Origin of the sequence: Marinobacter sp. (genome assembly GCF_041687235.1) — a bacterium.
Classification (GTDB): Bacteria; Pseudomonadota; Gammaproteobacteria; order Pseudomonadales; family Oleiphilaceae; genus Marinobacter.
Window position 1 is genome coordinate 451074 of record NZ_JAWLCH010000001.1, and the last position, 23752, is coordinate 474825.

22 protein-coding genes are annotated in these 23752 nt (G+C 58.0%); 12 read left to right on the top strand and 10 right to left on the bottom strand.

Annotation, left to right across the window (positions count from 1 at the left end):
- The first annotated feature begins 33 nt into the window (after positions 1–33).
- Complete coding sequence (locus ACESMK_RS01915; RefSeq protein ID WP_372994711.1) at positions 34–726, top strand: TVP38/TMEM64 family protein; 693 nt, start codon at positions 34–36, stop codon at positions 724–726.
- Between the two features lie 16 nt (positions 727–742).
- On the opposite strand, the gene ACESMK_RS01920 is transcribed toward ACESMK_RS01915, so the two are convergent.
- From ACESMK_RS01920 to ACESMK_RS01930, 3 genes are all read right to left on the bottom strand, one after another.
- Positions 743–1915 carry an ADP-ribosylglycohydrolase family protein gene (locus ACESMK_RS01920; protein ID WP_372994713.1) on the bottom strand — a complete coding sequence of 391 codons (1173 nt, stop codon included), beginning with the start codon at positions 1913–1915 and terminating at the stop codon, positions 743–745.
- 103 nt (positions 1916–2018) lie between these two features.
- On the bottom strand, positions 2019–2282 hold the full coding sequence (locus ACESMK_RS01925; RefSeq protein WP_372994715.1) for an anti-sigma factor family protein: 264 nt from the start codon (positions 2280–2282) through the stop codon (positions 2019–2021).
- Positions 2276–2896 (bottom strand): RNA polymerase sigma factor, encoded by a 621-nt coding sequence (locus tag ACESMK_RS01930; RefSeq protein WP_372994717.1) that lies wholly within the window; start codon positions 2894–2896, stop codon positions 2276–2278. The genes ACESMK_RS01925 and ACESMK_RS01930 overlap by 7 nt, the downstream gene beginning before the upstream one ends.
- A 189-nt stretch (positions 2897–3085) precedes the next feature.
- On the opposite strand from ACESMK_RS01930, the gene ACESMK_RS01935 reads away from it, so the two are divergent.
- The 8 genes from ACESMK_RS01935 (at position 3086) to ACESMK_RS01970 (ending at position 13911) form a co-directional block, all read left to right on the top strand.
- Positions 3086–5281 carry an FAD-dependent oxidoreductase gene (locus ACESMK_RS01935; RefSeq protein WP_372994719.1) on the top strand — a complete coding sequence of 732 codons (2196 nt, stop codon included), beginning with the start codon at positions 3086–3088 and terminating at the stop codon, positions 5279–5281.
- A gap of 79 nt (positions 5282–5360) precedes the next feature.
- On the top strand, positions 5361–6332 hold the full coding sequence (locus tag ACESMK_RS01940) for a radical SAM protein (protein WP_372994721.1): 972 nt from the start codon (positions 5361–5363) through the stop codon (positions 6330–6332).
- Between the two features lie 450 nt (positions 6333–6782).
- A complete protein-coding gene (locus ACESMK_RS01945) occupies positions 6783–8186 on the top strand; it encodes a sodium:solute symporter family transporter (protein WP_372994723.1) in 1404 nt (467 codons plus the stop codon).
- Between the two features lie 4 nt (positions 8187–8190).
- Positions 8191–9141, top strand: a complete 951-nt coding sequence (locus ACESMK_RS01950; protein ID WP_372994725.1) for a hypothetical protein — start codon at positions 8191–8193, stop codon at positions 9139–9141.
- Positions 9142–9289: 148 nt separating this feature from the next.
- Positions 9290–9805 (top strand): diaminobutyrate acetyltransferase, encoded by a 516-nt coding sequence (ectA, locus tag ACESMK_RS01955; RefSeq protein ID WP_372994727.1) that lies wholly within the window; start codon positions 9290–9292, stop codon positions 9803–9805.
- Between the two features lie 207 nt (positions 9806–10012).
- Positions 10013–11281, top strand: coding sequence for a diaminobutyrate--2-oxoglutarate transaminase (gene ectB / locus ACESMK_RS01960; protein ID WP_372994729.1), 1269 nt, complete (start codon positions 10013–10015; stop codon positions 11279–11281).
- Positions 11282–11331: 50 nt separating this feature from the next.
- Complete coding sequence (locus tag ACESMK_RS01965; RefSeq protein WP_372994731.1) at positions 11332–12774, top strand: aspartate kinase; 1443 nt, start codon at positions 11332–11334, stop codon at positions 12772–12774.
- A 138-nt stretch (positions 12775–12912) separates the two neighbouring features.
- Positions 12913–13911: an RNA polymerase sigma factor RpoD/SigA gene (locus tag ACESMK_RS01970; RefSeq protein WP_372994733.1), complete on the top strand. Its 999-nt coding sequence runs from the start codon at positions 12913–12915 to the stop codon at positions 13909–13911.
- 37 nt (positions 13912–13948) lie between these two features.
- Here the strand turns inward: ACESMK_RS01970 and ACESMK_RS01975 are convergent, their stop codons facing one another.
- Genes ACESMK_RS01975 through pdxH form a run of 5 tightly spaced genes read right to left on the bottom strand, consistent with a single transcriptional unit; the run spans position 13949 to position 16744 of the window.
- Complete coding sequence (locus tag ACESMK_RS01975) at positions 13949–14407, bottom strand: DUF3429 domain-containing protein (protein ID WP_372994735.1); 459 nt, start codon at positions 14405–14407, stop codon at positions 13949–13951.
- Positions 14404–14709: a DUF6482 family protein gene (locus ACESMK_RS01980; protein WP_372994737.1), complete on the bottom strand. Its 306-nt coding sequence runs from the start codon at positions 14707–14709 to the stop codon at positions 14404–14406. Before ACESMK_RS01980 ends, ACESMK_RS01975 begins: the two co-directional genes overlap by 4 nt.
- A gap of 57 nt (positions 14710–14766) precedes the next feature.
- Positions 14767–15348: a DNA-3-methyladenine glycosylase I gene (locus ACESMK_RS01985; protein ID WP_372994739.1), complete on the bottom strand. Its 582-nt coding sequence runs from the start codon at positions 15346–15348 to the stop codon at positions 14767–14769.
- A gap of 33 nt (positions 15349–15381) precedes the next feature.
- Positions 15382–16140: a 4'-phosphopantetheinyl transferase family protein gene (locus ACESMK_RS01990; protein WP_372994741.1), complete on the bottom strand. Its 759-nt coding sequence runs from the start codon at positions 16138–16140 to the stop codon at positions 15382–15384.
- Positions 16109–16744, bottom strand: a complete 636-nt coding sequence (gene pdxH, locus ACESMK_RS01995; RefSeq protein WP_372994743.1) for a pyridoxamine 5'-phosphate oxidase — start codon at positions 16742–16744, stop codon at positions 16109–16111. Before pdxH ends, ACESMK_RS01990 begins: the two co-directional genes overlap by 32 nt.
- Before the next feature lie 236 nt (positions 16745–16980).
- Here pdxH and ACESMK_RS02000 point away from each other — a divergent pair, with 236 nt between their 5' ends.
- Complete coding sequence (locus ACESMK_RS02000) at positions 16981–18267, top strand: MHYT domain-containing protein (protein ID WP_372994745.1); 1287 nt, start codon at positions 16981–16983, stop codon at positions 18265–18267.
- 85 nt (positions 18268–18352) lie between these two features.
- Positions 18353–21178, top strand: a complete 2826-nt coding sequence (locus tag ACESMK_RS02005; RefSeq protein WP_372995427.1) for a DUF748 domain-containing protein — start codon at positions 18353–18355, stop codon at positions 21176–21178.
- A 2-nt stretch (positions 21179–21180) separates the two neighbouring features.
- Here ACESMK_RS02005 and ACESMK_RS02010 read toward each other — a convergent pair whose 3' ends face one another.
- Positions 21181–22005, bottom strand: a complete 825-nt coding sequence (locus ACESMK_RS02010; protein ID WP_372994747.1) for a substrate-binding periplasmic protein — start codon at positions 22003–22005, stop codon at positions 21181–21183.
- 104 nt (positions 22006–22109) lie between these two features.
- On the opposite strand from ACESMK_RS02010, the gene yfbR reads away from it, so the two are divergent.
- Positions 22110–22703, top strand: coding sequence for a 5'-deoxynucleotidase (gene yfbR, locus ACESMK_RS02015; protein WP_372994749.1), 594 nt, complete (start codon positions 22110–22112; stop codon positions 22701–22703).
- A gap of 13 nt (positions 22704–22716) precedes the next feature.
- On the opposite strand, the gene ACESMK_RS02020 is transcribed toward yfbR, so the two are convergent.
- On the bottom strand, positions 22717–23751 hold the full coding sequence (locus ACESMK_RS02020) for an SPFH domain-containing protein (protein ID WP_372994751.1): 1035 nt from the start codon (positions 23749–23751) through the stop codon (positions 22717–22719).
- Between the last annotated feature and the right edge of the window lies 1 nt (position 23752).

Consider the following 23752-nt stretch of genomic DNA (forward strand, 5'->3'; position numbering starts at 1 on the left):
TACTGTTTCGGGGATAGCGCGTAGAATAGCCACATGACCCGTTCGCAGTTGGTTTTCCGTCTCTCCTTCCTGGCCACTGTCGCGCTGCTGATGGCGGCGATCTGGCTGTTGCTGCGGCAACTGGGCATGCCTGCCAGCTTTGCGCCGTCGGTGTTGTCCGACTGGTTTTCCAGCCAGGGTGCACTTGGACCGGTATTACTGATGCTCCTGATGATTCTGGCCGTCGTGGTTGGGCCGATACCCACTTTACCGATCAGTGCCGCTTCCGGCCTGGTGTACGGCATGTTCAACGGAACCATGATCGCGGTGATTGGAGCCCTGGCCGGTTCTTTGATTGCGTTCTATCTCGCGCGGGTGCTGGGGCGAGATGCCGTTCAGCAGAAGCTTGAAAATAACCCGATATTCTCGGCTCGCGGTTCGCAGCGCTTCCTGTTCATTGCGGTTTTCCTGACCCGGCTCATTCCCCTGTTCTCGTTTGCCCTGATCAGCTATGCCGCTGGCGTGACGGCCATCCATCTGTGGCGTTACGCCCTGGCCACTGCCCTGGGCATGCTGCCCATGACCTTTGTGTTTGCAGGCCTGGGCCATACCTTCGAGCTGAATCCCATTCTGACCGTTGTGGCTGCCGCCACGGTATTGTTGGTGATGAGTACATTGCCCCTGTACCTGAAGCGGCGCCCGCACTCACGGCTCTCCCGATGGCTGCAGCTGGATGAGCGGGTTTGATTGCTGTTTCGAATGCTCAGGCGCTCAAAAGGGATTCAATATCCCGATAGACAGTCGCGGCATCGGTTACCCGGGCCAGCCAGCTCAGGGGAATACCGGTCTCACCGCCAACGCCGTGCATAGCTGCCATGGCGGGCCCAATGATCCAGGCGCGGCCGCAAGAGTCACCGCCACAATGAATGTTGGCGCGAATGGCTTCGGTGTAGCTCCGGGCGGTGTTCAGAATGTGGAAGCTGACCGGCATGGCTTCCTGCAGGTAGCAGGTGCGGCCAAAAGTGTCACCGGCAGCAACGCCGCTCAGCTTCGAGGCTTCCAGGGCGCGCTTGAGGGACTCCTGATCCGGTGCTTCGGTAATGGCCTCATTCATTGCACTAGCAAGACTCTCGCCCCTGAATAGCCTGTCCAGAAGTACCGCTGCGCACTTCGCCCAGGCGACGGCATCGTCGTTGTGGTTGGTTACCCGCACCGCCGATTCCACGACTTCCAGGAGGTTGCTGGTTCCGTAATGGGAGGCCACCAGTGGCGGCAGTTTGGACACCGCCGGCAGCTGCATGTCGTCGGCGCCGCTTTCCCGCACCATATGGCGGTCAATGGTTTCTGCCAGGTGGACACCGGCATCCTGAACTTCCGCTTCTTTATAGGTGAGGCTGATGGCCTCGCGTACCGGTTGGGCCAGTTGGTCGCCACTCAGCCGGCGGGTGTAGGGCATCACCTTTTGTACCAGCACCCGCTTCTGCTTGTCGGTAAGACCATCCGGCATGCTGGATTGTGCTTCTTCGACCGCCCTGCGCTCGATCGCATTGAAATTCTCAAGTGTGATCCGCGTCGGGTTATCTATGAAGCCCTGCCAGCGTCCGCCGGGTCCAAAAAAAGAACGGAACCGCCGCTGGTAGTCGCGGATGTTCAGACTGCCGTTGTTGGCCAACAGACTATCCGTGAGCACACCGGTTGCGGCGCCGTAGTGACTCACATCACCAACCTGTTTGCCCTCATGGGCAAAATAGCCAAATCCCCTGGTGTAGTAGTCGGCCCGTGGAGGCAGGAACTCGGGTGTCTGGCCACCGACCTCCGCGATGCGTTCGCTGCTATAGAGCCAGTGCAGACCCAGGCTTGCGGCGTCGGCGACCCAGCCGCCTGCCAGGGCAGCGGTGATGGCGGCTCTTCTATCTTGCGGGATGTTAGCGGCCATAGGAAATCCTTGATGTTCGGCGTATCAGTCCGAGTTTGAGGATTATTCGATCACTTCGCTGATCTGGACCGTTGGCTGAACGTTGGTGAAGTTCGGAATGTCACTAAGGATCTCGTTTCGTAGGGTTGCGGGGCCTTTCTTTTAGCGCCCTGGCCACGCGTTCGTCAATCTTGCGGATAAGCTCTTCGTCTGGCTGCCCGGAGGAATGCGCTTGCAAGAGGTTGGTGCTCGCGCGAAGGTTTCCGATGAACGTCCGGCAGTGCCTGCACATCATCAGGTGCATCCTGACTGACATGTTCTGGAGAACAGGCAGTTCGCCATCAATGTAATCACTGGCAATGACGGCCAGATCCTTGCACATCAGCATTCGCCCGTCTCCTGGAAAGTCTCCACCATGAGAAAGATCTTTTGCCTCGCACGGTGTAAAAGTACACGAAGGTTAGAGGCGCTGACATCCAGAATGTTACAGACGTCATCGGATTTATGCTGGTGAGCTACGTAAAGCATCAGGGCAGAACGCTGGGTTTCCGGCAGCGCAGAGAGGTGCTTGTCCAGGCAATCGCTGAGGGCGCCATTTTCCATCAGGGTGTCCGCGGACTCATGGAATTGCAGCTTGGGTGGCAGATTCCAGCGTCCTGTAGAATTGAAGCGGTTAGCCAGTTCTGGCTCCAGGGTCTCGGAGAAATCCGTTGCCACTTCCCGGTTGGCCGTACGAAGCCGGTTCTTGCAGCGATTGGCGACAATGCGGTGCAGCCAGGTCTTTAGACCAGAGCGGCCCTCGAACTTCTGGACAGCATCAATCACCGTCACCCAGCAGTCCTGGACGATCTCTTCGGCGCTTGAGTGGTCAAGGTAAAATCGGGCAACAGCCAGCATGCCGGGCGAGTACTCGCGCACTGCCTTCTGATAGGCGACTGGATCGCCCCGTTTGAGCTCTTCGATCAGTGATGCTTCAGATTCCGGTTGTACCGCACTGTTCATGGGGTTTCCGTCCCTTGTCAGTCTCGATTGGCTGGCTGTCTCTGTATTGTGTTTCGGAATCGATAAAAGTTCCGGTATTCTGTAGCAATTGTTCAAGAATTTTAGTTCAGGAGCGATGTAACATCCAGCAGGTGATCGTGTCTTGGCTATAACAGCGTATTGGTTTATACACTACACACAGGCATGGATATGAATCGCAACAAGCTTTTACTCATTCTGATTATTGCCGCCATCGTGGGAGCTTTCCTCGGTTTCGACGGCCATAAACTTCTCACCCTGGAAAACCTGCAGTCCCATCAAGCGTCCATCGGGCAATGGATTGACCAGAATCTGGTCCTGGCGGTGGGTGGCTATGCCGCGATTTATGTCGTGGTGACGGCGCTTTCGCTGCCGGGCGCTACCATCATGACGCTGGCCGGTGGTGCCTTTTTCGGCAATCTTTATGGTCTGGCAGCCGTCTCCATTGCCTCAACGATCGGCGCATCCCTGGCGTTCCTCGTGGCCCGGTTCCTGATGCGGGATACTCTGCGCAGGCGGTACGGGGAGACGGTGGCCAAAATGGACCGGGGCATTGAAAAAGACGGTGCTTTCTACCTTGCAACCCTGCGCCTGGTACCGGTGTTCCCCTTCTTCCTGATCAACCTGGCCATGGGCTTGACGGCCATGAAGCTGCGCACCTATGCCCTGGTGAGTTGGATTGCCATGCTGCCCGGCACCTTTGTTTATGTGAACGCCGGTACCCAGCTGGGCCAGATCCAGTCTACCGGCGACATCGTCTCCGCCGATCTGCTTCTGTCCTTTGCCCTGTTGGGTCTGTTCCCGTTGATTGCCAAGTTCGTGGTCGGCTTTATTCGCCGCCGCAAAGTGTATGCCGGCTGGCAGAAGCCAGAGCACTTTGATTACAACCTGCTGGTCATCGGCGGTGGCTCTGCCGGTCTGGTCTCCGCCTACATTGCCGCAGCAGTGAAAGCCAAAGTGGCGCTGATTGAAAAGCACAAGATGGGTGGCGACTGCCTGAATACCGGCTGCGTCCCTTCCAAGGCCCTGATCCGCAGTGCCAAGGCAGTGGACACTATGCGTCATGCCAACCGTTACGGACTGGAATCGGTGCCCGTTAAAGGCTCATTCAAGAACATCATGAACCGGGTCAGGGATGTTATCGCGAAAGTGGAGCCCCACGATTCCCCGGAGCGTTACCGCAAGTTGGGTGTGGACTGCATTGCCGGCGAAGCCAGCTTCGTCTCGCCCTGGGAGCTGGAGGTCCGGCACAATGATGGCCGCACCGAACGCCTGACCGCCCGCAGCATCATTGTTGCCACCGGCGGCAAACCGGCGGTTCCACCGATTCCCGGCCTGAAAGACATGCAGCCGTTAACTTCCGATAATCTCTGGGATCTGCAGGAGCAGCCGGAACGCCTGCTGGTGCTGGGCGGCGGCCCGATTGGCTCAGAGCTGGCCCACGCCTTCGCCCGTCTGGGTAGTAAAGTGACCCAGGTGGAAATGGGCGAACGCCTGCTCGCCAAGGAAGATGAGGATGTCTCCGAACTGATTCTGAAACAGTTCCAGGCAGACGGTGTGGATGTCCGGCTGAAACATTCTGCGGTGGAGTTCCGTATCGAAGAAGGTGAGAAAGTTGCCTACTGTGAGCACGACGGTGAGCGGGTTCGCATACCTTTCGACGAAGTGGTAGTTGCTGTCGGTCGCCGGGCGAATACCGCCGGCCTGAACCTGGACCGGATTGGCGTGGATACCCTGCCGAACGGAACCGTGCCGGTGGAAGAGGATATGAGCCTGCGTTATCCGAACGTATTTGCCTGCGGTGATGTGGCGGGCCCATACCAGTTCACCCACGCGGCTGCGCACCAGGCCTGGTACGCAGCGGTAAACGGCCTGTTCGGCCAGTTCAAGCGATTCAGGGTGGACTACCGGGTGATGCCGTGGGTGACCTTTACCTCCCCGGAAGTGGCGCGGGTGGGGCTCAGTGAAGCCGAGGCGAAAGCGCAGGGCGTGGCCTACGAGGTCACCCGCTACGGCCTGGATGACCTGGACCGGGCCATTGCCGAGAGTGAGGATCATGGCTTTATCAAGGTGCTGACCCCGCCGGGCAAGGACAAGATTCTGGGCGCTGTTGTTGTTGGCAGTCACGCCGGGGAAATCCTCGCCGAGTTCACCCTGGCCATGAAGCATGGTCTGGGCCTGAACAAGATCCTGGGCACCATTCATCCGTACCCGACCTGGAACGAATCGGCCAAATACGCCGCCGGTGAATGGAAACGGGCCCATGCGCCCGAAGGTATCCTGAAGCTGCTGGAGAAGCTCCATGGCTGGCGCCGTGGCAAGGGTGCAAACCAGCCGCTAAAACAGAAAGAAGTGACCACAGGCTGAAAAAAATCGGGCGATGGCTGTAACAAAACAGCCTCGCCCCTGTCTGTGGCTCCAAGTTTTGATCAACCGAGGAGCATCCATGCCCCTGACTGAAACCAGACCGGTCCGCAGTACACGTATTCCTGCCGTGGAAGTCCTGGAACCCCGGGCCCGCGACAGCTGGACCCATACCCGCAACGGTGACCCCCGGGGCTACATCGACGCTGACAAGCTGAAAGAACTGTGGATCCACACCGGCACCGCCTGCAATCTGGCTTGCCCCTTCTGCCTGGAAGGTTCCCATCCCGGTGATGGCCGCATTCCGGGCATGAAGCTTAGTGATGTAAAACCGTTTATCCACGAAGCCATCGACATGGGCGTGGAGCAGTTTTCGTTCACCGGTGGTGAGCCCTTCGTGATCCGCGATTTCGTCAATATCCTAGATTACGCCAGCCAGCACCGGCCCTGCTTCGTGCTCACCAACGCCACCGAGCCGCTGCTCAAACGCCGGCACCAGGTGCTGCCATTGCTGGACAACCCCTACCCGATCCACTTCCGGGTCAGCCTGGATTTCCCCGATAGAGCCCGGCACGACAAGGATCGCGGTGACGGCAGCTTCGAGCAGGCTCTGGAGGGTATCCACTGGCTGATCGAACAGGGCTTCAAGGTGTCCATTGCCCGCCAGACCGATCCGGAGGAAATCCCTGCGAATGTCGAGGCGGCTTTCCGTGACATCTTCCGGGAATGGAATATTCCGGAGAACCTGGCGTTTACTGCGTTTCCGGATCTGGGTACCCCCGGCTCGGAAGACGGCAGTCCGGAGATCACTGAAACGTGTATGGAGAAGTATCCGACGAAGGAGGCGCGGTCTCACTTCATGTGCACCTATACGCGGATGCTGGTGAAGAAGGGCGACCAGGTCCGGGTGTATGCCTGCACGCTGGTGGATGATGATCCGCAGTATGACCTCGGCGGTACGCTGGCCGAGAGCATGGATGAGCGCATTATGTTGCGGCATCACCGGTGTTTTTCCTGTTACCGCTTTGGGGCCAGTTGTTCGGCGCCTGCCTAGGCTTGGGCATTGTCGATTGCAGGACTGATAGCTGGGAGTTGGCGGCCTGGGAGGTGAGGATAATTTCTCCTTGGAAAAACAACTCGCTTCGCTCAGACATCTTTTTCCGGCGGATAAATTATCCTCACCACCCAGACCGCGGGTACGGTTCTGCTATTCGGTTGCTGAGTGGGAAAGAAATACAGAATCAGAAAAGTGATAAAGCGAGCCAGGGGGATAGCTGATGGCTAACTCCTTCGCCGGGGAAGCCAAAACTCAGGTTGGACAAGGGGCAGGCCGGTAGGGGGGTCAAAAAATGTGGAGCGCCAGGGACGGCGCGACCAAGCCCCCCATGGATGGGTTCACGGGCGTTTTTTTGACCCCCCTACCGGCTTGCCCCGACAAGCGCCCAAGCCAGAAAACACCGGGACAGTCCCGGAATAAAGAAACAAAGAACAAAGGTACGAGAACATGAACTTCACAGAGGCCTCCCTGTTCTGGGGATTCCTGCTGGTCTACGGCGTGGTGATGTACTGGCTGTCGCCCAGGAGCAAGAACGCGAATTCGTTCTATAAGGGCGCCGATGACCAGGGTAACCCGGTGGGCCAGTGGTCGCTGACGGCGAGTATTTTTATCAGTTGGATCTTTGCCAAGTCAGTGACCAATGCGGCGAACCTGGGTGCGGCTTATGGTGTGGTGGGCGGTCTGGCCTATGCCAGTTACTGGCTGTCGATTCCGGTGGCGGGGTATGTCATATACCTGATCCGAACACAGACCGGGGCCAAGAGTCTGCAGGATTTTCTGACCTCGAGGTTTGGTCGGTTGGCGAGTCTGGCGTTTGCGGCGGCGATTCTGATCCGGCTTTATAACGAGGTCTGGAGTAATACCGCGGTGGTGGGCGGTTATTTCGGGCTGCCCGGTGAGTGGGAGTATTACGCGGCGGCGATGCTGTTTACGGTGTTTACTCTGGCCTACAGCCTGAAGGGCGGGCTGCGGTCGTCCATCTTCACAGATGTGATTCAGGCGTTCGTGTTCGTGTTCTTCGTGGGGGCGGTGCTGCTCCTGATTATTCCTGCCAACGACACCAGCGCCCTGCTGACCAATGGCGAGTTCCGGCTCAATGCCGGCTTTGATCTCTTGCTGGTGGCTTTGCTGCAGCTGTTCAGCTATCCGTTCCACGATCCGGTGCTGACCGACCGGGGCTTTGTGAACAAAGAAAAGACCATGCTCAAGAGCTTTGTGGTCGCCGGGCTGTTGGGCTTTGTGGCGGTGTTTATCTTCAGTCTGGTCGGTGTCCACGCCCGGCTTAACGGTATCGAGGCCATGGGTAATGCGCCTGCGGCAGTTGGTCAGTCCCTGGGGCTGGCGGCGTTGTTCTTCATGAGCGTGGTGATGATGACATCGGCCGGTTCCACCCTCGATTCCACATTTACCTCTTTAGCGAAGTCATTGGCGGTGGATCTGCCTCGGCTCGCAAAGCGCGCGTCTGACAAACTGCCGAGCATGCGAGTGGGTGCGATTGTGATGATCATTTTCGCGTTTCTGGGCAACCTGCCCATGTTTGCCGGTACCGATATCCTCAAGGCCACTACCATCTCCGGCACCATGGTGATGGGGCTGGCGCCGGTGTTCCTGTTCTATGGGTTTACCAGGTGGTCGCCCTGGAGTTTCCATCTGAGTTTCTGGACCGGCCTGGGGCTCGGGGTTTTGCTGGCAGTTGGGTTGATTCCGTCCAGCTGGGCTATTGGTGATGGCCAATACGCCATGTTGCTGGGTGTGAACGCCTACGGCTTCCTGATCTGCACGGCCGGTTTCTTTGCGCCGTTGCTGCTCCGGCGTCTGGCCGGGCGCTCGCTGGCTGCCGGTGAGGCCTGAAGCCATGACCGAAGGCCGTAGTTGTCCGCTGGCGTACCGATACTCTGCAGAGTCCCTGTGCCAGGAGCCACGCCCAGTCTCGGAGGATGTGCTGTACATCATCGGCGGGCTTTATGGGAATCCCTGGGCGCTGGATGAAATCGAACAGATGGCGCTGACTGAGGAGACTCAGGGGCACCGGGTAAAACTGGTGTTCAATGGCGACTTCAACTGGTTCAACGCCAGCGACAGTCTGTTCCGGAGCATAAATAACCGGGTTCTGGACCATACCGTCAGTCTGGGGAATGTGGACTACGAACTGGCGAACCCCAGTGCCGGAGCTGGCTGCGGATGCGCCTACCCGGATTTTGTCGATCAGGGGGTAGTGGAGCGGTCGAACCGGATCATGGAGCGACTGCAGGCTTTTGCCTCAGAACACCCGGATATCCAGCGCCGACTGTCTTTACTGCCCCGATACCGATGCTTGATCTTTGGAGGCCTAAAGGTTTTGGTGGTGCATGGGGATCCAGAGTCCCTGGCGGGCTGGGGGTTGGCCCATGAAGCGTTTACTGCGGGTAACGATAGCAAGCTCTCGGAATGGTTTCTGGCATCGGGGGCGGACGTGATTGCCTGCACCCACACCTGCCTGCCGGTACTCTGGTCGGGTCTGGTGGGTGAGCAGAGTCGGGTGGTGGTTAACAACGGTTCTGCGGGGATGGGCAACCTGCAATCGGACCCGCGCGGGCTGATTACCCGAATCGGCCTCTCCAGCCCCGTCATTGAGCCTGTTGCCGGAATTCAGCGCCAGGGCCTGCATGTCTCTCTGATGCCCGTATCTTTCCCACTGGAAGCCTGGCTGCCGGAGTTTGACCGGTTATGGCCGGCCGGCTCGCCCGCAGCTGTTTCCTATCGGAACCGGATTCTGTCTGGCACCTCACTGAGTGCGGACGATGTGATTTTCCCTTCACTCATTTAACCATTTTGTCACTGGCGAATGCTTCAATCCGGTCTATTCTGAAAGAGAGAGCTGGGGCCTCGCCGTAGACGGGTTTGAGCTGTACTTGAAATATATTTTGTGGTCTATATAATTCAACACTAACTTTTTGCCACGAACTGATCACGCTATGACATCAGAAGGATCGAATACCACCGCCATCACGCTTCGCACACCCGTGAAGGATGATGGCTTCAGGCTCCACCAGCTGGTGGCAGAGTGCCCGCCGCTGGACCCCAACTCGATTTACTGCAACCTGTTGCAGTGCAGCCACTTTGCCGAAACCGGCGTGGCGGCGGAGAAGGAAGGCGATCTGGTCGGCTTTATCTCCGGATACATCCCTCCCCAACAGCCCGAAACCGTGTTTGTCTGGCAGGTGGCGGTTCACGAAAAAGGTCGTGGACAGGGCCTCGCCAAGCGGATGCTGAAAGAAATCGTTGGCCGTGATGCATGCAAGAACGTCACCCACATGGAGACGACCATCACCGAAGACAACGAAGCCTCATGGGCGCTGTTCCGTTCATTCGCCCGTGATATGGGAGCCGAGCTCACCTACCACGAGCATTTCGAGAAAGAGACCCATTTCGGCGGGCAGCATGATTCCGAGTTTCTGCTGCGCATCGGGCCTTTCACGAAGCCAGTCTGAGAGCCGCGGTCCAGGATCGGCCCTGTCATGTAATTGCGGGGCTGTGAACGACTGTAAAGCTGTGATTTGAATTAGCCGGCGGACCACTGAGGTAGGTCTGTCACAAGGCTTTAATCAACGCACGGTAGGCCTATCGCGACCGCACCCGCATTTTTTGATAAGCCACCGCGCATCTACCTCGAACCTGACATGCTAAGAGGCAAGACGATGGAAATTTTCAAGTCGACCGAATCCGAAGTACGTGTATACAGCCGTGCGTTTCCGGTTATCTTCAACCGCGCCAAGAACGCGCACCTCTACACTGAAGATGGCAAGGAATACCTGGATTTTCTCGCTGGCGCCGGGTCCCTGAACTACGGCCACAACAACGACATCCTGAAAAAAGCACTGATTGAGTATATTGAAGCCGATGGCGTAAGCCAGGGCCTGGACATGTTTACCACGGCCAAGCACGATTTCATCGAAGCCTACAAGAAGCACATTCTGGATCCCCGTGGCCTGGACTACAAAATGCAGTTCACCGGCCCCACCGGCACCAACTGTGTAGAAGCGGCCCTGAAGCTGGCCCGCAAGGTGAAAGGCCGCAGTGGCATTATCTCGTTCACCAACGGTTTCCACGGCGTCACCATGGGTGCCGTTGCCACCACCGGTAACAAGCACCACCGGGGCGGTGTTGGCACGCCGTTGGGTAACGTCGATTTCATGTTCTACGACGGCTACCTGGGCGATGATGTCGACACTCTGGCAATCATGGACAAACTGCTCAGTGACGGCTCTTCCGGCTTTGAGTTGCCGGCGGCGGTGATTGTGGAAGCGGTTCAGGGCGAAGGTGGCCTGAACGCCTGCCGTGCGGAATGGCTGAAAGGACTGTCCGAGCTGTGCAAGAAGCACGACATCCTGCTGATTCTGGATGATATCCAGGCGGGTAATGGCCGCACCGGCGAGTTCTTCAGCTTTGAATTCGCCGGTATCAAACCCGATATCGTGACCGTTTCCAAGTCCCTCAGCGGTTATGGTCTGCCGATGGCGCTGGTGCTGTTCAAGCCGGAACTGGATGTGTGGGATCCGGGCGAGCACAACGGTACCTTCCGTGGTAATAACATGGCGTTTATCACCGCGCGCACCGCGGTGGAGACCTACTGGAAAGACGACGCGTTTGCCAACGAAGTGAAGGCCAAGACCAGGGTGTTGGGCGATGCCCTGCAGGCGATTTGCGACAAGTACCCCGGTCAGTTCAAAATGAAGGGGCGCGGTTTGATGCGTGGTATTGAAGCAACCCACGCGGATATCACAGGCCCGATTACCAAACGTGCGTTCGAGCACGGCCTGATCATCGAGACCAGTGGTCCGAACGATGAAGTTATCAAGTGCCTGATGCCGCTGACGACCAGTGAGGAAGACCTGAAGAAAGGGGCTGCCCTGCTGGCGAAAAGTGTGGACGAAATCATGCAGGAAGGGCTCAGCGAGGCGTCGTAAGACGCCCGCACCTCCGGACATTCATGCTGCAGGATAGCAAAGGCAAAACTATGACCAGCCAACAACATACCGTTGAAAAAATCGGCGGTACGTCGATGAGTAACTACGAGGCCGTCCGCGATAACATCATTATCGGAAATCGCAGCAAGGACGACCTTTACCAGCGTATTTACGTGGTGTCCGCCTATGGCGGAGTGACCAACGAACTGCTGGAGCACAAGAAGACCGGTGAGCCGGGCGTGTATGCCCTGTTCGCAGACGCCGAGTCGGACTGGGCCTGGGGTGATGATCTCACCAAGTTGGTCAAGTTCCTGACCGACATCAACGGTGAACTGTTCGAAGATCCGATGCTCAAGCAGCAGGCGGACCAGTTCATTACCGACCGTGTTGAAGGCGTGCGGGGCTGCCTGATCGATCTGCAGCGGCTGTGTTCCTATGGCCAGTTCCAGCTGGAAGAACATCTGTTGACCGTACGTGAAATGCTGGCCGGTATCGGTGAGGCCCACAGCGCCTTCAACACCGCCCTGAAGCTTCAGCAGGAAGGCATCAATGCCCGCTTTGTGGATCTGACCGGCTGGCGTGATAACGAACTGCTACCGCTGGACGAAAAGCTCAAGCAGGCCTTTGATGCGGTGGATCTGAGCCGGGAATTGCCCATCGTGACGGGGTACGCCCAGTGCAAGGAAGGCCTGATGCGCACCTTCGACCGGGGCTACAGCGAGATGACCTTCAGCCGGGTAGCGGTGATCACCGAGGCTCGGGAAGCGATTATCCACAAGGAATACCACCTGAGCTCTGCAGATCCCAACATCGTGGGTGCCGACAAGGTGGTACCCCTGGGGCGCACCAATTACGACGTGGCGGACCAGTTGGCCAACCTCGGTATGGAGGCGATCCATCCCCGTGCCGGTAAGGGCCTGCGCCAGAACGAAATCCCATTGCGGGTGATGAACACCTTCGAGCCGGAACATACGGGGACCCTGATCACCGGAGACTATGTCAGTGAGAAGCCTCAGGTGGAGATCATTGCCGGTGCCAAGGGTGTCTTTGCCGTTGAAGTGTTCGATCAGGACATGCAGGGCGAGCCGGGATCCGACCGTCGCATTCTGGACGTTCTGAGCCGTTTCAAGGTGCGCTTCATGTCGAAGGACACCAACGCCAATACCATCACTCATTATGTGGGCAGTACACTGAAGCACGTCAAGCGGGTGGTCAAGGCACTGAAGGAAGAGTTCCCCAACGCCGAGATCAATACCCGGAAGGTGGCAGTGGTGTCCGCCATCGGCAGCGATATGAAGGTGCCGGGCATTCTGGCTCGCTCCGTAAAGGCGTTGGCCGATGAAGAGATCAGCGTTCTGGCCCTGCACCAGTGCATGCGCCAGGTAGATATCCAGTTTGTGGTGGACGAAGACGACTACGAGAAGGCGATCGTTGCTCTGCACGGCGTTCTGATCGAGCCCCACAATCACGAGTACGCCATTGTCGCAGCCTGAGTCGCTGCAGCCTCGCAAGTAATGCCCACAGGCCGACCGCTCGTGTCGCCTGTGGGTTTTTACGGACCCTCCCCCGGTAAATCCATCAGCTTCAGCACGTCGTACTATTTCATGTAAATTCTGACCGGTACCTTAGCCATGCAAACGACCGAAAGGCTGGGACCGTCTCCGACAACGCCCAACGATGGTGAAAGGGATTCCCTGGTCGGGCTGTACTTCAGGGATGCGTCCCGGTATGAACTGCTGACAGATGAGGCCGAACGCCGCCTCTCCCGCAAACTCACGCGTTGCTACCGAATCATCAGTACCGAACTGGCATTGCCGGAGGAGACTCCGCAGACATTCCGGGAAGTGATTGGCAGCCTTGGAGACGCTTGTGCGTTTTCCTCTCGATGTCGCCGGGCTTTCCATCTGGCCACCGCCTGTCGTCGCAAGCTGATCCAGAGCAACCTGCGGCTGGCGGTGCACATTGCCCGTCGTTACGGCCAGCACGGTATTCCCATGTCGGACCTGATTCAGGATGCCAACGTCGGCTTGATCAAGGCTGTAGAGCGTTTCGATCCCACCAAGGGTTTCCGGTTTTCAACTTATGCCTACTGGTGGATCAGCGAGGAAGTGAAGCGCTGTCTTCAGCGCGGGACACGTCTGGTTCACACGCCGGAGAATGTGGTGGACGAGATCCGTCAGCTGCACAAGGTGTCCCTGAGGATGCATCAGAGTCTCGGTCGCACGCCCTCGCAGTCCGAGCTCGCCCGCGAGATGGAGGCGAGCCCTTCCAGGATTGGCGAACTCAGGGCACTGGCGAGCAGAGAACTGTCCACCGATGTACCGCTGGTGGAAGATGGTTCAGTCACACTTGGCGACAGCCTTGATGCAGGCGATCAGATGGCGCCGGACCACCCGATGTCGGACAGGGATCGCCGGCGGACCCTGAGGTCGATGCTCAGCGAACTCAGTGATCGAGAGAAGTATATTCTGTCGCGTCGTTATGGACTTGGTTTACCAGAACCAGAGACTTTGCAGGTTATTTCCGACGATCTCGGTATCAGTCGTGAACGGGTGCGGCAAATCGAGAAAACGGCATTGAGGAAGTTGCAGAGCCGCTTTGAAACCCCCGAAGATGCGTTCGGAGCCTGACCAGCGACCAGGCTCCGCCGCACACTCCCGGAAAGTATCAGTGAGCCGCGTGCAGAAGGAAAAACCATGTGGCGGCCGTCAGTTGGCAGACCAGTACCACCGAGGTAAGAAGAAGTCGAAGCCGCAAATACCAGGCCGGCCAGTACACCCTCATCCAACGCGCATCTACCAGGTAAAGGGCCAGATAGGCGCTGGTATAGAGCAGGATCTGTCCGGTTACGGGCAGCAGGAGACCAATACCGGCAGCGACAAAAAATACCTGGCTGAGCAGCATGGTGACCAGGGGCGACAACGGGTAGCAGCAGTTGTCCAGTTGCATGGCAATGGGCCAGTAAACCCCGGCCATGAATGCCAGTATGCCGGCGCTGTACAGATAGAAGTACCCGAGCAGGGCAATGCTGTATGGGGGCATGAAAAATAGCCCTGCCAGGATGCCGATAAAAGGGATCAGCCCGGCGATGCCAACGAGGATGGCGAGTCTTGCTACTGCAATCACGTTTTTTGCCTCTGCACCCTGATTCGCATCGGTTCTATCTCTGCGGGTTCCATGCCGACCATTTCATGATAGGCCGAGGGGTGCACAATCTGGGTTTCCCGGATGTTGAAAGAGGCAAGGGTGTCCTGAATCTGCCAGGCACTCCGAAACAGGCTGGTGGTGCCGTTTTTTTCAGATAGCAGAAGCGGTTGACCGTCCATGCTCAGACGGGCCATGTAGTGTTGGCCTTCAAGGGACAGAATTTCAAGCAGATCAATGACAGGACTCTGCAGGCTTCTGAGTTGGTCGAGGGTGATTCGCACAGTGGAGCTCCGGGGTTTGAAACACTCCAGAACTTACGACCTCTGCGTCTATTGAGATCATTGGTCCAGTAAATAGCATTCCCGGTGTTGCGGGCATTGCACAAGGTGATCGTTCACCATACCGGTCGCCTGCATAAAGGCGTAGACGATGGTCGGGCCTACAAAGGTAAAGCCCGAGCGCTTCAGGGCTTTTGACATGGCCTCGGATTCCGCCGTGGCGGTGGGAACCTCGGATAAGGAGCGCCAGCGGTTCTGAATTGGCTGGTTTTCGACAAAGGACCAGAGAAAGTCGCTGAAACCAATGCCCTTCTCCCGCAATTCCAGATAGCCCCGCGCGTTCTTGATGATGGACTGTACCTTCAGGCGGTTGCGGATGATGCCCGGGTCGGCAAGCAGTTGCTCGATCCGGGCATCATCGTAATGCACGATCTTTTCCGGATCGAAGTGGTCGTAGGCGGCCCGGTAGCTCTCCTGTTTTCGCAGTATGGTTATCCAGCTCAGACCGGCCTGCTGGCCGTCCAGACAGAGCTTTTCGAACAGCGCGAGGCTGTTGTATTCGGGGCGGCCCCAAACGGTATCGTGATAGTGCACGTAAAGTGGATCGTCGCCACACCAGGGGCAGCGTTCAGGGTTATCCATGCATCGGCCTCTGTTATTTCTGTCCGGTTTGAACTACGGGTTCTTTGGACGGATAGTGCGTTGAAAAAGCGGTTCCCAGGAGGCCTCCAGAGGCTCGGCGTCCACCAGGGAAAAATCCAGTGGAGGCGGCTCGAGTAATGTAATGTCGGGCCAGGCTGGCCGGTTTCCCCGAAAGACCACCGTCACCAGATACCCTTCAATGTAGCAGCAGGTGGCCTGCCAGTCTCGTTCCGGCTGGTCGCCGTAGATCTCGAAATTCTTCCGTACCTCCAGTGTCTGCAGGTTGCCGGCTATGCCCCGACCGGTTGCTTTCAGCCAGGCTTCTTTGAGGGTCCAGACTTTGAGGAACGTGTTGGAGTCGTCCTCCCGGAACAGCCATTCCTGTTCGACGGGGGAGAACCAGCGCTTCGCCACTTTCTGCCATTGCGGGTGGCGCTGACAGGGCTCGAGATCCAGCCCAACAGGTGAGTTTGCGCGAGTGGCGCAGGCCGACAGACCCTGGCTGTGGCTGAGGGACAGCCGCCAGCCTTCGGGCATGCCGGATGCATTGGGGCGGCCTGCCACTGGGTAGCAAATGTCTGGTGGAACCAAGGCCGATTTGCCGATGGCCTGGCGAATCAGCCAGCGACTGGACAGGTACTCCCGTTCACGGGGGCCACTGAATTTGCTCACCGTCTGACGTTCATAGTCTGTCAGCCAGTCCGGGAGGACGATCCCGGGCCCATCCGTCTGGTGGCAAAGCCAGACCGATGGGCGGGCATCAGGGCTGGAGTCGTTGGATGAGCCAGCCATCGCCTTCCCTTACATATTCGAAGCGGTCGTGAAGCCGGCTCGGACGGCCCTGCCAGAATTCAATGCGCTCGGGGACCACCCGGTAGCCACCCCAGAAACTGGGCAGGGGCACCTCACCATCACTGAATTTGCGCTTGATCTCAGCCACCTTCTGCTCAAGCAATCCCCGGGATGTAATGGCTTTGCTCTGCTCGGAGACCCAGGCACCGATCTGGCTACCCCTCGGCCGAGAGGCAAAGTAGCGCAGTGACTCCGACTTGCTCACTTTCTCAACAGCGCCCTGAATCCGGACCTGTCGATTGAGTCCGATCCAGGGAAACAGAAGGGCCGCCTGCGGGTTTTCATCCATTTCCCGGGCCTTTCGGCTGCCGTAATTGGTGTAAAACACGAAGCCGTGCTCGTCGAAGTACTTCAACAGCACCGTGCGCAGGTCCGGCATGCCATCCTGCCCCGTTGTTGCAAGCGACATGGCGTTGGGTTCGAGAATGCCTGCCTCCCGGGCATCTTCAAACCAGATCTGGAACTGCCTCACCGGACTGCTGTCCAGTGCGTCTCGATCCAGACCTTCACTCTCGAAATCACGGCGCATGTCGCCAATGTCCATAAACCATCCTCTCGCTCACGTGTAACTGACACGGGATAACTACGACTGCGAAGCATATCGGGTTCAGACCCGGGTGTCAGCGCTGCTTATGTCCAACCCGTTTACATAAATCCAACAATAGAGTGAGACCCGGTTCACGTTCAGCTCGTATTTATTCGGACGCTTCCGGAGGCCAGCCGTCTGTGACCGGCAGAGCTGGTCTGCGCGCACTCTCACCGATAAAAGGCTCGAGTAGAATGATGTCAGAGTACGATCTGCCCCTGGTAATTTCTTCCTTTCTGGTCGCTGTGCTGGCGGCCTATGCGGCGTTATATTTCGGTGCCAGGTTGGCGAATGCCAATGGTGGTGCGCGGCGTCGTTGGCTGGCTTCCGGCGCTCTTTTGATGGGGACCGGTGTCTGGACCATGCATTTTGTGGGTATGCGGGCGATGCCCATGGACGTTGCAATGACGTTTGATGTCCTCATGACAGCCATATCCTGGTTTGCGGCGGTCCTTGCCTCTGGCGTTGCACTGCACATCATTGGTCGCAATCGGTTGGGTATGCTGTTGTTTGGCGGGGCTACGCTCTCGATGGCAGGTGGTATTGTGGTTATGCACTACCTTGGCATGTACGCCATGCGCATGTCCGCGCCACCGACATTCAATATCGGGTTTCTGATCGGTTCAGTCGCGATTGCCGTGGTCGCATCCGGAGCCGCACTTGCCCTGTGCCGCAAACTGCAGCATATGAACGGACCCGGATCCCTGGCTATTCAATTCGTCGCGGCCCTCGTGATGGCCGGGGCGATCTGTGGCATGCACTATACCGGCATGATGGCGATGATCTTCCCCGAAGGAGCCGTGCCTGCTGCAGACAACGGTTTGCGAGGCGAGTGGATGGGCATTCCCCTTGCCGTTTTCTGTATTGCCCTGCTTGCTGTTGCGTTGGTTGTGACCGTCGTGGACGTCAAACATCAGCGAGAGCTTGCTTCATTCAAGGAGGAAGAGGACAAGCGTGTGGCGGAGCTCGCGTTCACCGATGCTGTCACGGGGCTGCCGAACCGTTCAGCTCTGGAACAACGGTTGCTCGATATCCTTGCCCGGGACAATGCAGGCGGTAACCCGTTTGCCCTGATTTACCTGGATATCGCGAATTTTCGCGAGCTTTCTACCGGCATGGGCGATGAATCGTTGAATGCGGTGATCAGGGAAATCAGCGCGGCGCTTCGGGATCAGATGTCCGACCAGACGTTTCTGGCCCGGTATTCGGCCAGCGCCTTCTTCGCCCTGGTACCGGATCCCGAGGATAGTCAGCACGCCTTCATGTACAAGCGGCTGCGGCAGATTGATCAGCGGATCGGCACGTCGGCAATGCCGGTTACCTGGCGCGCTGGTCAGTCCACGTACCCGGTAACGGGTAATTCAACCCGTAAGCTGGTACTGGCAGCCATGGTACCGAGAGATCTCAATGAAATCGGCCATTTCAGGAACATGGCCCCAGGACCGGAACTGGTGTTACCAGGCCATAACCGACACAGCTGAAGCTGACAAACCGGCACCAGGCCGACTATCCTTGTGAACAGGCAGGTGGGCAAGATTGCCCCGGGAATCCGCCGTTTATAAGGAGATGTCCGTGGCCCAGAGCCGTAAACGCAGTCATATGCCCAGGAATCTGTTGATCGGATTTCTGGCACTTCTGATTCTGTACACCCTGGCAGGGTTCCTGCTTCTTCCCTGGTGGCTGGAGCGGCTGGTGCCGGAGCAGTTGGATCAGCGCATGGGCTGGCAGGCTGAAATCGGCGATATCCGAACCAATCCCTTCACACTGACTGTCGAGGCGCTGGACCTCTCGGCGACAGACGTCGACGGCGAACCGGTGGTCGGTTTCGACAGATTTTTCGTGGATATGAATTTTTTCCAGCTGGTTCGTGGCATTGCCGGCTTTGAGGCGATTCGGCTGGACGAGCCTTATATCCGGGTGGACCTGCTGGAGGATTACAGCGTCAATTATGCGCAGGACTGGCAGAGGGCGAACCCGGAGCCGGCCCAGTCAGAGCAGGAAACACAACAAACCAGTGACTCGTCCGGGCCTCCGAGGCTCTATTTCGGGCAGATTGAGCTCAACGGCGGCGAAATGCTGTTTCGGGACTTTACCCAACAGGACATGGCCGAGTTCCGGATCACACCGCTGGATCTGACGCTGAATGACCTCGCAACCTGGCGCCGTGAGGGACAGGACAGCGACTATTCGCTGCTGGCGGCCCTGGGTAGCCAGACCATCGAATGGCAGGGTGACCTGAGTGTCGCTCCTTTCTACTCCAACGGGTCCTTCCGGGTGTCATCGGTAGACCATGAGACCCTGGCCCACTTCCTGAAGCCGTTTTTCCCCTACGATCTGCGTGGTGGCAGCGTTACCCTGCGTTCAGACTACGATATCCAGGCCGGTGAGCCTCTCTACCTGGAAACGACCAATGGCAAGTTGAATCTTGAGAACCTTGCCGTCGCCCTGGATAAAGAAAGTGAACAGGTCAGCCTGAGCAATGGCATGCTGGCTGTGGATGCCATAGGCTTTGACCTGCTTCGGCGGGAAGTCCGTGTTGGCGAGGTATCCCTCGAAGGCCTGGATCTGACGGTGGCGCGAAGCGCGACCGGCGAGCTTGACTGGCTGGCACCACTGGCTTCCAGTGAGGATGCCCCTGGCGGCAGCAACGAGCCTGCCTCCGGTGCGCAGCCGTTCCGTTGGTCGGTGGCGGGTGTGAGCCTTTCCGGGGGTCGGATCCTCTGGCAGGACAACCAGCCTGAAACCGCGGCTGAAATCGATCTGGCGCAGCTCTCGGTTACAACCGGGCGAATCAGCGATGAGCTAGAGGAGCCGGTGAACTACAAGATCCAGGGGGCCCTGGCCAGCGGTGGGCAGTTGTCGGTTAATGGCCAGGTCACGCCCGCGCCTTTTACGCTGGAGGCCGCCATTTCCGGCAGCGGTGTTGCTCTGGCAGCGTTCGAGCCCTACCTTCAGGAAGGCGCCAATCTTGCGATCGCCAACGGTACCCTGGGGGTGGATGGCAATCTTGATCTTGATGGTCAGCAGGACCCTCTTACCGGTACGTTCAGTGGTACCGCGGAGGTTGCTGGACTGGACCTGCAATTGCCGGGCAGCTCCGACCCGCTGGTGTCCTGGCAAACCTTGCGGCTGGCGCCCATCGAATACAACGTCCACCCTGCCCGCCTTGAAATCGGTACGGTGACCCTGTCGCAGCCGGTGATAAATCTCGTCCGCAGTCAGGACAATATTCATAACGTAGAACGGATCGCCAGAAACTCTGACTCAGGTGACCAGAGGGAACCGGCTTCCGATGCCAGCGAAGCGGAGGATTCCGAACCGCAGTTCATTTTCCGGATCGGCCAGTTGATGCTTGAAAATGGCGAACTGGCCTACACGGACCGGACCCTTGAGCCGGCCTTCACGACTTCGTTCGATGAGCTGAACGGCAGCGTTACGGGGCTCAGTAACATTTCGCCGCAAGAGGGCAAGGTGTCCATCCGGGGGCGTGTGGGTGGCGTCGCGGATATGGATTTTGAAGGCACCATTGGTACGCTCGGCACTGAAGATGTCAGCGATCTGCGGCTGACGATGAAGGATCTCTCCCTGCCCGCGCTCTCGCCCTATTTTGGCCGTTATCTGGGCTACGGTGTGGACAGTGGCAAGCTCAACCTGAATCTCGACTACGAAATTGCCGGCACCAGAATCGACGCCTCCAATGTGGTGGTAATGGATCGCCTTGAGCTGGGCTCCTCGGTGCCCAGCGAACTGGCTGTCAGCGCGCCGATCAAGCTGGGTCTTGCCCTGCTGCGGGACCGAAAGGGCGTGATTGAAGTGGACCTGCCTATCAGCGGTGATCTTTCCGATCCGGACTTCAGTGTCGGCAAGGTGGTAATGCGGGCGTTTGTGAACCTTCTGGCGAAAGCGGCGGCGTCCCCGTTCAGTATGCTGGGCTCGATTGCGGAACTGGCTGGTCTGAGCGGCGAGGAGCTCGGCAAAGTGAGCTTCGTCCCGGGCAGTATTGAGCTTGCTGACGGCGAGGCGGAGAAGTTGGCGGCCCTGGCGGACGCGCTGCTGGAACGTCCCAACCTGCTGCTGAATATCCGGGGTAACGTGGATCCTCAGGCTGATGGTCTGGCCCTGCTACGTGACGAGCTGACCGCCGGCGGTCAGCAGGAGCTGTCAGAGGAGGCCTGGCAGGCGGCCCGGGAAGAATATCTTGCCGGTGAGCGCTCACTGGCGTCGGAGGCCCTGAGCAAGCTGGCATCCTCGCGGGGTGTGACCCTTCGCAATGTGCTGCGGCAAACCCATGAAGTCCCGGCTGACCAGCTCTTCCTGCTTGATCCGGCCCGCAATGCCGATGTAGGTAGCGAAGGCAATGTGATCGTTGCGTTCAATCTGGATGTTCGCTGAACTCAGGGCGCCTCGAAACCGGTCAGAAAGCCGGCAGGCAACGTCAGCCCCCATTCTTCAACAAGGCGCCGGTATTGGCCGTTTTCCACCAGTGGTGCCAGTAAGCTCAGCATCTCGCTGGCGCTTGCGGCTCCGCCTTGTCGGGCGACGATACTGAGCTGATAGCGCTGATCCGGTTCATCGGAGATCAACAGCTTATCCCAGTCCTCCGGATGCCTGTGCAGATGCCTCTGGAGGTACGAATAGCTGACGATGGCGACTTCAGCGACCGACGGCCGGTCTGCCTTGATCAGCTTTATGTTGCGAGTGTGGCTGTCCGAAAACTCGATGTCGAATGTCCGCTCCAGCACGGAATTGTCGGTTTCGTAACCTGTGAAACCGTAGTGGTACCCGGATATCGCGACGATGGAGCGGTTTTTCAGGTCATCGAAGAACGAGGAATCCCGCCCCGGCTTCCGGAGGGCAACGTAGAGTTCTTCATCCGCCAGGATGGGCCGGGTGATGTCCACTTCCTTGTCTGCCCAGCCCCAGTCCGAACTCTCGAAGAAGATGACGTCGTAGAGGCCGGCATCGAAATCCAGGTAGCGGCGTTTGGGTGAGGTATGAAAAACGCGGAAGGAAACCCCGGGATGAGTCTGCTCAATTTCCCGCAACAGATCCCCAAGGAGGCCTTCTGCTTTGCCATCGGCCCCGATGCTCGCGATGGGTGGGAAGTGATAGACACCCACGGTAATTTCGGTTTCATTTGCAAAAACCGGGGCCGCTGCCAGCATAATATAAACCAGAAGCGCGGCCAGTAAGTTTCGAATGTGCGCTTGAGAGGGCACGTTGTTCCCCGGTATGTAACAATTGAATACGCGTTCAGAATAGCACGGGCATTTTGTGCATCTGAAGCAAAACATTATGAACTTATGCAAAACAGGTGTGTGTGATGGGTAACGTTGCCAGCCATTTTTTCGCCTACGTCTCCCGCCTGCGCTGGATCAAACGTTGGGGGCTGATGCGAAATGCCATTGAGGAAAATGTGGCGACCCATTCCTGGGAGGTGGCGACCCTCGCCCATGCGCTTGCCATCATCCGCAACCGGCATTTTGGTGGCCAGGTGAATGCCGACCGAATTGCGGCGGCAGCGCTTTATCACGATGCGACGGAAGTGATTACCGGTGATATGCCCACGCCGGTGAAATACCATTCCCGCGTTATGAGGGAAGCTTTCGGAGATATCGAGCACAAGGCAGAGGCCGAACTGCTGGCGTTGTTGCCGGAGGATCTGCGTGACGATTTTTCACCCTACGTTCGCGAATCCCGGTTGCCGGCAGAAGACAGGGAACTGATCAAGGCCGCCGACCGGTTATCGGCGTGGCTGAAGTGCCAGGCGGAGATCCGGGCCGGCAACAAGGAATTCGAGCCGGCCGCCCGACAGATCCGCCAGCGACTGGACGCAGACGGACTGCCAGAGGTTGCCTACTTCCTGAAGGTGTTTGCCCCCAGCTACGAGCAACCCCTGGACAATTTGCTGGGGTGAAAGCCGTCAGGGCTTAACTGTTACCTGCAGAGCCAACGAGCCCGCCACGCAGACCATCACGCTGCAAATGCTGCCGAACAGCGTCCTCGGGGCTGCCTGCCAGCTCACGGAACATGCCCATGGAACCCAGCAGCGCTGAGGATTCATAGGGCACGAACACTCGTTCCCCGTCCTTCGCCATATTCGGCAGGACCTTGATGTAACTCTGGCCCAGCAGGTAGCCAATAACCGTCTGTTTGTTCTCCTCGGAGTCACCCATGGCGCTGAGTACCAACCGGATGGACTCCTGCTCGCCCTGGGCCCGGAGAATGGCGGATTCCTTATCGCCCTGGGCATTCAGAATTGAAGACTCGCGCTGGCCCTGGGCCATCGCGATGGCTGCGGACTTTTCACCTTCGGCTTCGGTAACCGTGGCCCGACGTTTCCGCTCTGCGGCCATCTGTAGTCGCATGGCCTCTTCCACTTCTTCAGGCATGCTGATGTCCTGGACCTCGACCCGGGTGAGTTTAACCCCCCACTTGGATGCGGCTTCTTCCATCTCGGCCTGGATGGCGTTATTCACCTCGCTGCGGGATTCAAACAGCTTGTCCAGTTCCATTTTGCCCACCACCGAACGCAGCGTCGTCTTGGCAAGAACTTCCACCGCCTGGCTCATGTTGGCGACTTCGTAAACGGCACGGCGGGGATCAATAATCTGGTAATACAGGGCGCCGTTGATCTTCACGGTGACGTTATCCGTGGTCACGACCGGCTGTCCCGGGAAGTCCATGACGGTTTCCCGGCGGTCAATCCGGACCTCGTCACTCATCACCGGGTGATAATCCTCGCCCATGCGAACGTAGCGAATCATGGTGATCGGCCGTGGCCGCTCGATAAAGGGAATGATGATGTTCACCCCACTCTCGAGGATGCGGTTGAAAGAGCCCAGACGCTCAATAACCATGACCTCCGACTGGCGAACAATCACCAGGCCCTTGGCAATGATGAAAATACCGATAACGACAACGATCAGGCTGATAATCAGCCCGGGTGAAATGTACGGATCCATG

Excerpts from the sequence above, each read along its gene's own strand:
- ACESMK_RS02020 (WP_372994751.1), bottom strand. The coding sequence starts at position 23,751 with ATGGATCCGTACATTTCACCCGGGCTGATTATCAGCCTGATCGTTGTC.
- ACESMK_RS01940 (WP_372994721.1), top strand. The coding sequence starts at position 5,361 with ATGCCCCTGACTGAAACCAGACCGGTCCGCAGTACACGTATTCCTGCC.
- ACESMK_RS01970 (WP_372994733.1), top strand. The coding sequence starts at position 12,913 with ATGCAAACGACCGAAAGGCTGGGACCGTCTCCGACAACGCCCAACGAT.
- ACESMK_RS01930 (WP_372994717.1), bottom strand. The coding sequence starts at position 2,896 with ATGAACAGTGCGGTACAACCGGAATCTGAAGCATCACTGATCGAAGAG.
- ACESMK_RS01915 (WP_372994711.1), top strand. The coding sequence starts at position 34 with ATGACCCGTTCGCAGTTGGTTTTCCGTCTCTCCTTCCTGGCCACTGTC.
- yfbR (WP_372994749.1), top strand. The coding sequence starts at position 22,110 with ATGGGTAACGTTGCCAGCCATTTTTTCGCCTACGTCTCCCGCCTGCGC.
- ACESMK_RS01920 (WP_372994713.1), bottom strand. The coding sequence starts at position 1,915 with ATGGCCGCTAACATCCCGCAAGATAGAAGAGCCGCCATCACCGCTGCC.
- ACESMK_RS01945 (WP_372994723.1), top strand. The coding sequence starts at position 6,783 with ATGAACTTCACAGAGGCCTCCCTGTTCTGGGGATTCCTGCTGGTCTAC.
- ACESMK_RS01985 (WP_372994739.1), bottom strand. The coding sequence starts at position 15,348 with ATGGATAACCCTGAACGCTGCCCCTGGTGTGGCGACGATCCACTTTAC.
- ACESMK_RS02005 (WP_372995427.1), top strand. The coding sequence starts at position 18,353 with ATGTCCGTGGCCCAGAGCCGTAAACGCAGTCATATGCCCAGGAATCTG.
- ACESMK_RS01990 (WP_372994741.1), bottom strand. The coding sequence starts at position 16,140 with ATGGCTGGCTCATCCAACGACTCCAGCCCTGATGCCCGCCCATCGGTC.
- ectA (WP_372994727.1), top strand. The coding sequence starts at position 9,290 with ATGACATCAGAAGGATCGAATACCACCGCCATCACGCTTCGCACACCC.
- ACESMK_RS01950 (WP_372994725.1), top strand. The coding sequence starts at position 8,191 with ATGACCGAAGGCCGTAGTTGTCCGCTGGCGTACCGATACTCTGCAGAG.
- ACESMK_RS02000 (WP_372994745.1), top strand. The coding sequence starts at position 16,981 with ATGATGTCAGAGTACGATCTGCCCCTGGTAATTTCTTCCTTTCTGGTC.
- ACESMK_RS01965 (WP_372994731.1), top strand. The coding sequence starts at position 11,332 with ATGACCAGCCAACAACATACCGTTGAAAAAATCGGCGGTACGTCGATG.
- ectB (WP_372994729.1), top strand. The coding sequence starts at position 10,013 with ATGGAAATTTTCAAGTCGACCGAATCCGAAGTACGTGTATACAGCCGT.
- pdxH (WP_372994743.1), bottom strand. The coding sequence starts at position 16,744 with ATGGACATTGGCGACATGCGCCGTGATTTCGAGAGTGAAGGTCTGGAT.
- ACESMK_RS01925 (WP_372994715.1), bottom strand. The coding sequence starts at position 2,282 with ATGCTGATGTGCAAGGATCTGGCCGTCATTGCCAGTGATTACATTGAT.
- ACESMK_RS01935 (WP_372994719.1), top strand. The coding sequence starts at position 3,086 with ATGAATCGCAACAAGCTTTTACTCATTCTGATTATTGCCGCCATCGTG.